This window comes from Nostoc sp. NMS2, from assembly GCF_017115105.1.
In the GTDB taxonomy this organism is placed as follows: domain Bacteria; phylum Cyanobacteriota; class Cyanobacteriia; order Cyanobacteriales; family Nostocaceae; genus Nostoc.
On the sequence record NZ_JABXKH010000094.1, the window covers coordinates 1 to 11,104 of the forward strand.

At 38.9% G+C, this 11,104-nt stretch carries 12 protein-coding genes and 2 pseudogenes; 7 read left to right on the forward strand and 7 right to left on the reverse strand.

Annotated elements, in window-relative coordinates; genetic code table 11:
* Positions 1-58: 58 nt before the first annotated feature.
* Positions 59-376, forward strand: a pseudogene (locus HWQ36_RS17175) (3'-5' exonuclease); the annotation flags it as partial.
* 215 nt (positions 377-591) lie between these two features.
* On the opposite strand, the gene HWQ36_RS17180 reads toward HWQ36_RS17175, so the two are convergent.
* Positions 592-978: a hypothetical protein gene (locus tag HWQ36_RS17180; RefSeq protein WP_292704903.1), complete on the reverse strand. Its 387-nt coding sequence runs from the start codon at positions 976-978 to the stop codon at positions 592-594.
* Positions 979-1,863: 885 nt separating this feature from the next.
* Between HWQ36_RS17180 and HWQ36_RS17185 the strand changes: the two genes are divergently transcribed.
* On the forward strand, positions 1,864-2,661 hold the full coding sequence (locus HWQ36_RS17185; RefSeq protein ID WP_292704904.1) for a superoxide dismutase: 798 nt from the start codon (positions 1,864-1,866) through the stop codon (positions 2,659-2,661).
* A gap of 182 nt (positions 2,662-2,843) precedes the next feature.
* Here HWQ36_RS17185 and HWQ36_RS17190 read toward each other — a convergent pair whose 3' ends face one another.
* Positions 2,844-4,148 (reverse strand): hypothetical protein, encoded by a 1,305-nt coding sequence (locus HWQ36_RS17190; protein ID WP_292704905.1) that lies wholly within the window; start codon positions 4,146-4,148, stop codon positions 2,844-2,846.
* Positions 4,149-4,310: 162 nt separating this feature from the next.
* Positions 4,311-4,952 carry a hypothetical protein gene (locus HWQ36_RS17195; protein WP_292704906.1) on the reverse strand — a complete coding sequence of 214 codons (642 nt, stop codon included), beginning with the start codon at positions 4,950-4,952 and terminating at the stop codon, positions 4,311-4,313.
* Positions 4,953-5,943: 991 nt separating this feature from the next.
* Between HWQ36_RS17195 and HWQ36_RS17200 the strand changes: the two genes are divergently transcribed.
* The 5 genes and pseudogenes from HWQ36_RS17200 to HWQ36_RS17220 all read left to right on the forward strand — a co-directional run bounded on the left by HWQ36_RS17200 (position 5,944) and on the right by HWQ36_RS17220 (position 9,485).
* Positions 5,944-6,372 (forward strand): hypothetical protein, encoded by a 429-nt coding sequence (locus tag HWQ36_RS17200; RefSeq protein ID WP_292704907.1) that lies wholly within the window; start codon positions 5,944-5,946, stop codon positions 6,370-6,372.
* Between the two features lie 186 nt (positions 6,373-6,558).
* Positions 6,559-6,852: pseudogene (locus tag HWQ36_RS17205) on the forward strand (SDR family NAD(P)-dependent oxidoreductase); the annotation flags it as partial.
* A 138-nt stretch (positions 6,853-6,990) separates the two neighbouring features.
* Positions 6,991-8,394, forward strand: a complete 1,404-nt coding sequence (locus HWQ36_RS17210; protein WP_292704908.1) for a glycoside hydrolase 100 family protein — start codon at positions 6,991-6,993, stop codon at positions 8,392-8,394.
* A gap of 211 nt (positions 8,395-8,605) precedes the next feature.
* Positions 8,606-8,908 (forward strand): hypothetical protein, encoded by a 303-nt coding sequence (locus HWQ36_RS17215; RefSeq protein ID WP_292704909.1) that lies wholly within the window; start codon positions 8,606-8,608, stop codon positions 8,906-8,908.
* A 103-nt stretch (positions 8,909-9,011) separates the two neighbouring features.
* The gene (locus HWQ36_RS17220; protein WP_292704910.1) at positions 9,012-9,485 is read left to right on the forward strand and encodes a hypothetical protein; all 474 of its coding nucleotides are present in this window, start codon (positions 9,012-9,014) and stop codon (positions 9,483-9,485) included.
* Between the two features lie 57 nt (positions 9,486-9,542).
* Here HWQ36_RS17220 and HWQ36_RS17225 read toward each other — a convergent pair whose 3' ends face one another.
* The 4 genes from HWQ36_RS17225 to HWQ36_RS17240 form a co-directional block, all read right to left on the reverse strand.
* A complete protein-coding gene (locus tag HWQ36_RS17225; protein ID WP_292704911.1) occupies positions 9,543-9,725 on the reverse strand; it encodes a hypothetical protein in 183 nt (60 codons plus the stop codon).
* A 158-nt stretch (positions 9,726-9,883) separates the two neighbouring features.
* A complete protein-coding gene (locus tag HWQ36_RS17230) occupies positions 9,884-10,162 on the reverse strand; it encodes a hypothetical protein (RefSeq protein WP_292704912.1) in 279 nt (92 codons plus the stop codon).
* A gap of 10 nt (positions 10,163-10,172) precedes the next feature.
* Complete coding sequence (locus tag HWQ36_RS17235; RefSeq protein ID WP_292704913.1) at positions 10,173-10,394, reverse strand: transposase; 222 nt, start codon at positions 10,392-10,394, stop codon at positions 10,173-10,175.
* A gap of 492 nt (positions 10,395-10,886) precedes the next feature.
* Entirely contained in the window at positions 10,887-11,033 is a 147-nt protein-coding gene (locus HWQ36_RS17240) for a hypothetical protein (RefSeq protein WP_292704914.1), read from the reverse strand.
* Between the last annotated feature and the right edge of the window lie 71 nt (positions 11,034-11,104).

An 11,104-nucleotide genomic window follows, 5' to 3' on the forward strand; every position in this document is an offset into this window, starting at 1 on the left:
TGGGTGAACCCCAAAACTACCGTGTCAATAGGGTTTGAGATGCGCTTACCCTGCAAAATTTATCGAGGCAATTTCTCGATTCAAAGAATGGATTTATTCATTTCCTAATCATATTTTTTGTTCTTGGGGTAATTACGACAAAAAGCAATTTATTCAAGATTGCGCGTTTCATAATTTTCCTTATCCTTTTACTTCAGAACACATCAATATCAAAGAGGAATTTTCAGAATATCTTGGCGTATCTAAAAAATTTGGTATGGCACAAGCTCTCAATGAGCTAGGGATAGAATTGAAAGGCACACATCATCGCGGCATTGATGATGCTCACAACATTGCATCTATCTACAGACAGATTAAAAGCGCAAAAATAAGCTGAATAATAGAAAAGTTGTAACGTACCATTTTGAACTGTTGTTCTAGATTACGAAGATTGTTGCTACAAAATTACTTCTAGTCAAACAATTTTGGATTGACCCCGCGCCACTTGCGGTGCGGGACATTATGATTTTCAATTTGGGATTTTGGATTTGTTTCACTTAACTTCGGGTGGGGGATGAACCGAAATAATCTAAAATCTAAAATCTAAAATTCTTAGTCAAAAGGATTTTTGGAGGAACTTTTTTTGTTATTGGGTGAGTATTCAGAACAATTTATGGCTTCTTCGGTAAGAACAATAGAAGGATTGACTGCACATTTTAGATAATGATTATTTGAATAAAAGCGACAGTTTTTACAAGGAAGTTTGTGTAAGCCGTTAATAGAAATAACCATTTTCTCATCTAAAAATGCCCGAATTTTTTGCAATATTAGAAAAAAAACTATCCAACCAATTAGAAAGCCAACAGGAGATAAAGATATCGCTATATCGGGGATGCTTAATTCATGCGTTGTTTGCTCATTTCTTGCTTCACTCAAGTTTCCATGATGTAAATTACTATTGGCTACTACAGTTTTTTGCAAAAGTAGATCGTGATACATATTATTTACCTTTTGCTATATGTATTTACTAACTTGATTTTTGATAGCCGGGTAACTATAAATTTAGAATCATGACAAACTTAAAAATTGTCCATATTTGTTCATATTAGAGATGTAGACATCAAAAAATGTTGAATATTTATTCATTGATTAGGTTGGCTTATGTGTATTTTAATTAACTAACAATCACTACACAACTATCAGTAGCGGCATATTTTAATGTTTATAATGGTTTAATTATAGGTTTAGCAAAATAAAGCTTCGCCTATATCTGCCAAGAGTTTTGCTTGTCATTTGAAGTTATATACCCAAGGGAAGAAATTAGATAATGGACTTATAACTAGATATCTTTATGTTAAGATAGATATAAAAATATTCTTAAAAGTTTCTAGACATTAAGAGGATGTTTTAAAAGTGGTCGGTTGTAATTTTGGGCACTTCTAGATCCCCCCTAACCCCCCTTAAAAAGGGGGGAACAGAAATTAAAGTCCCCCTTTTTAAGGGGAGCCACTGCGGTCTTGGGGTCTCCCCAAATGAAGCAAGTAGCGTGGATTTAGGGGGATCTAAAACGTTTTGCTACCGACCAGAGAACTTTTAAAACATCCTGTAAAGCCATATCACTTTTCAGTTATTTTTTTTATAAAAATTTTGAATGCAACTATAGTTGTATTGGAAACTTATTTATTAAAGATTTTTCGCTGATAATGGAGCTTTTGGGGTGCGTTAAATAGCCTCATGCACTTGTAGTGATTAATTCTATTCTTTTGAGAATTTTTGCTCTAATTACCTGATAAAGTAAGATACATATCTGGGTTAAGTGGGCTATCAAAGAATAGTCCCTCATCAGATTGCAAGCCAATAATACTGATTTTGAGGCTACAATTTATGCTAAGATTTTGGCGAAAAAAAATAGTTTTTTTCTTCACAACAATTGTGCTGGCAATTCTGCTAATTTCTCATCAACCAGTACTAATAGCTGAGGCACAATCTTCTAGACCAACACCAACACCTGTTAGGTCATTTGCCCCTGTAGCTTATCCTAATAGGGCACTAAGTGCTTTCCCTGCACAACTACCACCATTGCCTTATGGTTATGGGGCATTAGGAAAAGTTATTGATGCTGAAACGATGAAATTGCATCATGATGCACACCATGCTAGTTACGTCAAGAACATAAATGATGCATTAAAGCAGTACCCAGATTTGCAAAAAAGAAGTGTTGAAGCTTTATTAGTGGATTTGAACAGCGTACCCGAAGATATTCGGGCAAAGGTGCGTAACAACGGTGGTGGTCATCTCAACCACACGATTTTTTGGCAATTGATGAGTCCTGATGGTGGTGGACAACCAACAGGAGCGATCGCTCAAGAAATTAACCAAACTTTTGGCAGTTTTGATGCCTTTAAAAAACAGTTTAACGCAGCAGGTGCTGCTCGGTTTGGTAGTGGTTGGGTTTGGCTAGTACGCAATCCTCAAAATCAACTCCAGATTGTTACTACAGCAAATCAGGATAACCCAATTATGGATGGTTTCTATCCGATTATGGGTAACGATCTATGGGAACACGCTTATTATCTTAAATACCGCAACCGTCGGGCTGAGTATTTGAATAATTGGTGGAATGTTGTGAATTGGCCGCAGATTAATAGGCGATCGCAACTTTCACCAAAACAGCCTCGTTAGCAATACCGTGAAAAAGCAGGGGAGCAGGGGAGAAGCCTAACACCTTGTGGGTGGGGCTTCTCTACAAGATGCGCGAACAACCCTTGGCATATTGTCAAAGAAATATTTACAAAGCTACCTCCACAGGTAGCTTTATTTATAGCACTGCTACGTCTTTACATTCTTTTTTACCAGATGTCTAATTATGAATTACGAATTTTTAAAGACCGATGTTTAGAACGAACTATGTATAGTAGAACAATTACCAATACAAGCGCTTTGAGCATTGATGGCTCCACTACCTTCTTCACTTCCGTAGGGGGTTTAGGAGTAACATTACACGGAATCTCAATGATCTGTGTGCGATCAGAACCATTACCACTAGGAGTCAGATCGCATTCGCCTTTGCTGGTGAGAGACAAAGGTGTGGGTGTGGGTGTAAGTGTATTTCCTGGAGAAAGAGATGGTTGACCTGAAGAACTATCGCTATCCATTAATAGAATCATAGCTATAACAAGAGCTGCAACTCCTATTGGCCAGAGTGGAAAGGAATCAGGACTGTCTGGTACAACGACATCTCCCGCAGAGCCAGGGATATCAAGGGCTATTGTTTCTCCATCCAACGGCACTGGACTATCACTCACCAACATATCTCCTGGGATATCTTCTCCCAAAAGCTGATTAAATTCTTCTGGAATCGCGTTGTTGGGTCGTCCGAGTTCCCCACCCTCTTCGGAGTATGGATAGGATAGTAGTTCAAAAATCCTCTTTTCGAGTTGGTTTGAATCTCCAGAATGCAACGCATCTAAGCCTGTAGAGATTTTACCTATATAAAAATTCGTCATCTCTGGCGATAGACCTAGAGATTGAATTTGCTCCTTAATGTTGGAAATTTTTGAGGCTTCCTCAAACAGCAGTCGTCCGTATGAGAATTTCAAGTTTAGTAGTCCATTACGGAGGCTGACGGAGTTATTGGTTCCTGAATATGGAGACCAGTAGAACTGGTTTGTTACCTGTCCGAGTCCTTCTACTGGATTGCGACCAAAACGTTGTCCAAGAAGGTATTGAGAGCTATCCATAATTGCGGGAGATTCGTTTCTCCAAAATGAGGCGAAAGGCACCGCAGAGAGGTTGGGATTGTTACCGTAAAAGCTAGCGAAATTCTGGAAATTTTTCTCCCCACCTGCTGCTCGGATCAGGAGGTTTTGATAGGTACTTCCGCCGTTTAATTCCACTAATCGTTGGATTACCGATCCAGTTTTATTGCAGGTCAGACCAAATCCTACATTACATCCAGGAATGACTCGCATCTGGCTCAAATTTTGGTTATTGATTTGGTACTGGAGATATTCAGACTCCAATCCTTGTTGGATACCATAGCGTCCAATATTGAGTTGTGCAAAAGCAGACTGACATGTAGTGAGTCCTACTGCAACAGATGATAATGCGATCGCTGCAAAACGACTCGCCTTCGATATTGCAATTCTTTGAAAAATTGATTTAGGCAAAATGCACCTCCAGTAAACGACAGTAATTTAATTGGGGATTGGGCATTGAAGAGGGGCAGGGGAGCGGGGAGAAAGGGAGAGAATACAATAATTACATCTTTCTCCTCTGCACCCTTCCCCCTGCCCCTCTTCCTCATCTCCTCCATCCCCCTCATCCCCCACTCAACTCTTAGGTAAATAAATATTGATCGTGATTCCGGTACCTTTGAGATTTCCTGATGAGAGTGTGTGATATAAGACCAATCCCCGGTTTGGTTGATCGAAAAGAAACGCACGACGTGTAGGTTTGATCTTCCCTTGCTTTACTAAGGAAACGAAGGCTTCTAAATACCTACGTATACCTTTGCGGTTCTCTTGAGTAGTATTCAGATGATGCTCAATCAGCATCATAAAGAAGTCCAAGCTACGATTTTCTTGCCCCTGAATCAGACTGCCCTCATCTAGAAAAGAACTTGCTATGAGCCTGTTATCAACTTGTTTAACCTTAAACAGAGTGAAGTAACGCCCTTCTTTTTTCGGATCGTTCGCATAACAAACCCAAGAACCCTCTTGATTCTGGGTAAAACCTTGTTCAGCAAGGTAAGAAAGCAAAGAATTATTTGCCTTAGTCTGTGGTGGAGGTAATAAATCTTCAATGGAATCTAAAGAGCAAATCCTCTGTGTTGTTTTCCGTTGAGAAACAGCAGCAGCCTCTTGGATACGAAGGCCTAATGGCTTGTCAGCAGACATCGCCATGCTAGACATTGCAGCCAATGCAGACACTTGGAGAGCGATCGCTCCAACCAAACGAACAATGATATTCATGTTTTACCTGTTACTTTTACTTACGTTGTCAATAATCAAGTTGTTACTAAATCAGGATTGATTTAGCAGTCCTAAATCATTTGTTAAATTTAAGTGTTTGCCTCATTTGACCGAGGTCGCTTAAGTTTTCACCAGTCAAATAGGAATTTTATATATAGGTAACTAAGCAAAAAGATATCAATGTCTAAAGAAAAGACACAATCTTAATGTTTAATTGGCAACAAAAATTGTGCTTTCTGTTACTTTCTTGTATACAAAAAACCATTGACATTGCGTCAACACTTTCATATTTACTGTTGTCTAAATTTTTGCCGATGTTAAGAGGCTTTTGTGCCTTCTTTACTGGCTGTCATAATTCATAAAAAAGGGCTTTTTTAGCTATTTAGTATCTTATATAAGCAAAGTTTCAAAAGCTCTGTGCTTTGCACATTGGTGCTTTTGGTGATTTCCTTGCTAGGTTGAATAACTTTTTGTTTTTTGGAGGTAGCACGCCTAACTAGCTGTTTCAGCATGGTTGTAATTTAGTGTATAAATAATATCTCCTGACAGTAAAATAATATTACCATGAGCTTGAGACACGCAACTGTATTGTGGACAGTTATCAAAGCTGTACACAGTGAATCTTAACTACCTCTCTATTAAATTTCATGGCAAATAGCTGAGATTCAAAGTCAATTTACTTATATAGCGTTAGTGTATTAAAATACAGTAACTTTGTTCTTTAATTGTTGCTTTTTTGTCTTAAATGTAACTCATTTTTAACAGTCATACGTATATCAAGATATTTTTATTGCTGGATAAGCTTGGTTATCTGAACTTTAAGCTAGAAGCGATGCCTGCGGCGATAAACTACGCATCATATCAAGTCTGGGTAATTAATTATGATTCCCACAGTCATTGCACCCCTTACCAATACATTAAGAGGATAGAAAAAGCGTATCTTTGACTACAATTAATATATTAACCTGATATTTTTACAAGCCTTGACAGTATGAATGTGGAATTTTTTAACAGGATTCCTTTGATGCCTTTAGTATTACTATGGCTGGCTTACACTCTCTTGGGATGGTATCTTGCAGCTAATCATATTGTTTGGTTAGTGGGAGCTTTTGTTACTGCTATGGTTATAGCCATAGTGCGAAAGAGTACTTCTTGGTTAGAGCGTTTAGTTGAATTTGGATCTCAAACTTTAGCTGTTATATTATTTTTAAGTATATCAATTGCTTTTGTAGCAACTTGGTCGCTATTATTAAGGCTTTTTCTTATCCCCTTAGCAACTACGCTTTTAGCTGATTTGGAAATGCGCTTTTCTGGCTTTAACAAGCTAGATTCGTTTTGGATATTAACAGTTCTAGCGGTATTGGGTTTAGTCGTGGGTGAATTAATCGATATTCTACTTTTTCCCAGTAGTAGATACTAAAAGATGTTGAGTTTCCATCTCTTGGATTTGTAACCTAATTTTTAAGAATTTATTTCATAAATTCAAATTTTTTAACTTTAAATTACCTCCATTGGGGGTTGACAGAAAAAATTTTAGATATTGAAAAGAATAATCTAAAATTCAAAATTGTTTGACTGAGTTCAAATTCAAGCAAGGTCAGGAAATATGATAGGGTTAAAGGGAAAGAATGCTTTAGTTACAGGTGCAACTTCAGGTATCGGTCAGGCGATCGCTATCAGACTCGCTTAACAAGGGTGCAACATCGCCATCAATTACCGCAAAAGCCCGGAAGCGGCGGTAGGCATAGAAGAAATGGCATTGCAAAAAGCCTGCGGAAATATCGAAAATTGTGGTGTGAAGTCGCTACTGATTCAGGGAGATGTCTCCCAAGAATCAGGCATTGTTGAGATGGTCAACACCGTAGTAAAGGAATTTGGCAGTTTAGATATTCTAATTAACATTGAAACCCTTGTGGCAGGGGTAATTCCACTATCTTTCCCCCTTCCCCCTGCTCCCCTGCCTCCTGCCTTTCTTTGTAAGGCTGGCGTACTTTCCACAATTGCGCCGATACATACTATGTAGTGGAATTAAACGCCTATGACTAGTGCAATCGATAAGAACACTCAGATGGAAGCAGAAGCCTGGAAACTGCTAGAAAAGTCCATAATCTATTACCAGGGAAAACCCATTGGGACTGTAGCCGCCCACGATCCAGAGTTAGATGCACTCAATTATGACCAATGCTTTCTCCGTGATTTTGTGCCTTCTGCTTTGGTGTTTCTCATGTATGGGAAAGCAGAGATTGTCCGTAATTTCTTAGTAGAAACACTGAAGTTACAAAGTCATGAAAAGCAGATAGACTGCTTTGAACCAGGAGCGGGGTTAATGCCTGCCAGTTTCAAAGTACATTTTAATGGGAATGAGGAATTTTTAGTCGCTGATTTTGGTGAGCAGGCGATCGCTCGTGTTCCCCCAATTGATTCTTGTATGTGGTGGATTCTCTTGCTACGGGCTTATGAAAAAGCTACAGGCGATTTGTCCCTGGCACGTCAACCAGATTTTCAAGCAGGAATCAAATTAATTTTGGATCTTTGCCTAGTACATAAGTTTTCTATGTACCCAACAATGCTAGTTCCCGATGGCGCATTTATGATTGACCGTCGGATGGGAGTCTACGAACATCCTCTAGAAATTCAGGTGTTATTTTATGCGTCCTTGAGAGCAACCAGTGAATTGCTTTTACCAGATGGGGATGGCGATAGTTATCTCGGCAAAGTCAATAGGCGATTGGGATCTTTGAAATATCATATCCGCAACTATTATTGGCTAGACCTGAAGCGATTGGGGGAAATCTATCGTTACAAGGGTAATGAATTTGGTACACAAGTTGTTAATAAATTCAACATCCATTCAGAATCAATCCCCAGTTGGTTAACTGATTGGTTGCCCGAAACTGGAGGATATTTAGCGGGAAATCTGGGGCCGGGACGGATCGATTTTCGCTTTTTTGCTCTAGGAAATCTGATGGCAATCTTAGCTTCTTTAGCCAGCGACACAGAATCTCAAAGCATCATGAATTTATTTGCCCAACGCTGGCAAGACTTGATCGGCTATATGCCTGTTAAAATCTGCTTTCCCGCTTTAGAAGGTTTAGAGTGGAGAATTGTGACAGGATGTGATTCTAAAAACAGCGCTTGGTCTTATCATAACGGTGGCAACTGGCCCGTTTTACTGTGGCTATTTGCTGCTGCGGCGCAGAAAGCAGGTAGAACAGAACTTGCTCAAGCAGCGATCGCTATTGCCGAAAAACGGTTATTTAAGGATCAATTCCCTGAATATTACGATGGCAACAATGGTCGCTTAATTGGCAAAGAAGCCAGAATCAATCAAACTTGGAGCATTGCCGGATTGCTGGCGGCTAAAAAAATCGTGGAAAATCCAGAATACTTGGAATTGATCAGTTTTGCAGAAGGTCTTGAAGGCCCAGGCTGTAGCCTGTAGGTATTTAGCGGTGTCATTATCAGGGTGTCTCTACTAACTATTTTCCCAGTTCCTAGACTTCTTCTTTGATCGTAAGAAGGGAAAAATAACCTCAAATTCTCAAAGACTCGATAACTGATACACTATATTGTAAGAGGTATCTGAAGTGTCATACTTAGTAATATCATCAGATAGTCTTTGCATCCTTAACACGTTTTAACGTGTATAACACATGAAAACTACTTCAGATTTAATTCCAGAATTTGAAAAACTATTCAGACAAAAATTACAACTAAATAATTGTAAGCTCAGAAAGAAAAGACAAGAGAATAATTATGAAATTATTACTCCCGCTAAAGACATTTTTTTGATGTATTGGTCTGAATTCCCTGAAGTTAGCTTAATATATCAGGCTGTAGGGGTACGCACTCAGCAGACTGGAGTTTATGAGCGAGCTATCCGCTTGCACATTAGTTCTTGTTTGAGTAGTATCCAGGAAAATCCTACCTCTGAAACACCATTATTGGTGAAATAAGTAATACTTAGATAACCAACATAATATTTACTAAGCTCTCGCCAGTTTTGTTAGATAGCTGACGAGAGTTTCTCAATTTAAATCTATTGATCGAGGAATAAAAATGCAATCCGAAAAAAATCAAGATCGAGATCAGCTAGATTATAAAACCTTGTTAGGCAATGCAAAGCAAGCTTTAAAACTTGAATACCATAAATCAGCCACTTTAGCGTCTCAACTGCAAGCCATAAAAACTCAGTTAGAGCTAGTTCAGGCTGAAAATAAAATTTTGAGGGAAAGTGCTTATGAAGATGTAGTTAAGCACTTTGAGGCGCGGACTCAAGCAGCAGAAGGACTCGCACTAAAAACAGAAGTACACCAAAGATTCCTTGAAGCCAATGGTTGCAAGGAAGATGAGAGCTTTGATACTCTATGGGATAGCATTAAAAATAAGATTCAGATCCAAGACGGCGAAGTGAGAATCGTTGCTCAAAATGGTACTCCCAAATTCACCTTAACTGGTAGCATGATGACTTTGAGGGATTTTATTCAATCCCTCAAAAAAGACCCAATCTTTGAAAAATTTTTCTTGAGCTAAAGAGCCAAATTAATGAAAGGCTCTAGCTATAAGTAGACTAAAAATTGTAGCACAAAGCTATTCATCTTCGTCTCCTGGCGGTCTTTCGCTCTCGCTTTGTTGGGCATCCCATTCTAAAATAATGCGTTCCAACATCTCGGACTGCGTACAGTTATTAACATCGGCGTACATTTTAATCAACTGCCTCACTTCAGGACTAATGTGGCGAATTTCTAGTTGGTTACTTTGTAGCATTTCCATTAACTTTTAGTGTCTATTACATTATGTTGAACCATTAAGCTATGTCTATTGCAATAAATTTTGTTAATGGATTTCCAAATAAAAAAATATCCAACTATTTATTGTGGGGTGGGCATCTTGCCCGCCTTGGCCTATGGGCGGGCAAGATGCCATAGGTATCAAGTTAAAGCTTCAGCCCAGATGTCAAGCGACCTTGCAGCGTTGCGTCGATGTCGCGGGCGAACAGCTTTGACAAGCCCCATAGAACGCTGATGCTCAACCAACCAAGGAATAAGTTGTAGTTGTGAATTGTGCAAGAGTGCGCGATGGAAAAAATACAAACTGCGAAAGACCATTTCCACCGAAATACGTTCTAAGGGCTGCTGCAAAGCGACAGCGACATCCGCACACAAATCATTGAGTACTGCGTAAAAAATCCAAGTAGCATAGACTTGCATCTGCACACCATTAGTGCCGCCAACCCACAGATAGGATAAACTTAAACATTCGTTTAGTCAGTAAAAAAGCATCTTCTATTTGCCAACGTCGGCGGTACAAATCACAGACTTGTTGTGGAAAAAGTTGTTTTGGGTCAAGAATATTAGTCAAGTAATGATACCAAGTCTTGCCCCATAGTACTGACACTTGGTGCATCGGGTAGCGACAAGGATTAGTATGGTGAAATCCCATTTTTGTTTAATTTCGTCTTTATAGTGAGAACTACTCAAAAGAACGCGCACTACTTGATAGGGCACCTTGTTTTTTTCGTGGCTTACTCATAGCTCAAATCAACATCCTTGTGTTGAGTTTAACTATTGAGCTTTAACCACTTGACAAGATTCTATTTTTCTTAACTTGACACCAATGGCTTTTCGGCCCACCCCACAAGATTGGATAATTGAGTATTTTTTTATTTGGAAGTCCCTTATTGGGAATGGTGCAATATCTCAGTAAAAGTTCCAATAAAAACCCCTGGTAGTTAGCCAGGGGTTATGCAAGTCAGTACTTTTTCGCATGGAATGTATCCTACTCAAATACCATAGCAACGGTCTAATTTATAGATATGCCATTTTGCCAAACAAAAAAAGCCCCCGGTGGTAAGCCGAGGGTTAATTTTTTTTGGAATAGCGGTAATCTACAAAGCTATTATTCCCAGATCAACAGGCAATAGAATCAGAATTTCTACAACATAAATATATCTAGTTGCTTGCCTTTAAATAAGTAAACCTGATGAAACTCATCAGATTTACAAAAGTAATAAAACTTGATTAAAAATTGTAAAGCGTTGTAAAGTGTATTCACAGGCAAAGACAAACGAGCCTGATTCATAAATCACTAACCGCACTTATAAAACAATGACAACAACCTTACAACAGCGCTCAAGCGCCAACGTATGGGAT

What these genes read in the sequence shown, in the direction of transcription:
- HWQ36_RS17195 (WP_292704906.1), bottom strand. Translation starts at nt 4,952, where the DNA reads ATGAATATCATTGTTCGTTTGGTTGGAGCGATCGCTCTCCAAGTGTCT.
- HWQ36_RS17235 (WP_292704913.1), bottom strand. Translation starts at nt 10,394, where the DNA reads ATGGGATTTCACCATACTAATCCTTGTCGCTACCCGATGCACCAAGTG.
- HWQ36_RS17200 (WP_292704907.1), top strand. Translation starts at nt 5,944, where the DNA reads ATGAATGTGGAATTTTTTAACAGGATTCCTTTGATGCCTTTAGTATTA.
- HWQ36_RS17180 (WP_292704903.1), bottom strand. Translation starts at nt 978, where the DNA reads ATGTATCACGATCTACTTTTGCAAAAAACTGTAGTAGCCAATAGTAAT.
- HWQ36_RS17220 (WP_292704910.1), top strand. Translation starts at nt 9,012, where the DNA reads ATGCAATCCGAAAAAAATCAAGATCGAGATCAGCTAGATTATAAAACC.
- HWQ36_RS17240 (WP_292704914.1), bottom strand. Translation starts at nt 11,033, where the DNA reads ATGAATCAGGCTCGTTTGTCTTTGCCTGTGAATACACTTTACAACGCT.
- HWQ36_RS17210 (WP_292704908.1), top strand. Translation starts at nt 6,991, where the DNA reads ATGACTAGTGCAATCGATAAGAACACTCAGATGGAAGCAGAAGCCTGG.
- HWQ36_RS17215 (WP_292704909.1), top strand. Translation starts at nt 8,606, where the DNA reads ATGAAAACTACTTCAGATTTAATTCCAGAATTTGAAAAACTATTCAGA.
- HWQ36_RS17230 (WP_292704912.1), bottom strand. Translation starts at nt 10,162, where the DNA reads ATGCAAGTCTATGCTACTTGGATTTTTTACGCAGTACTCAATGATTTG.
- HWQ36_RS17225 (WP_292704911.1), bottom strand. Translation starts at nt 9,725, where the DNA reads ATGGAAATGCTACAAAGTAACCAACTAGAAATTCGCCACATTAGTCCT.
- HWQ36_RS17185 (WP_292704904.1), top strand. Translation starts at nt 1,864, where the DNA reads ATGCTAAGATTTTGGCGAAAAAAAATAGTTTTTTTCTTCACAACAATT.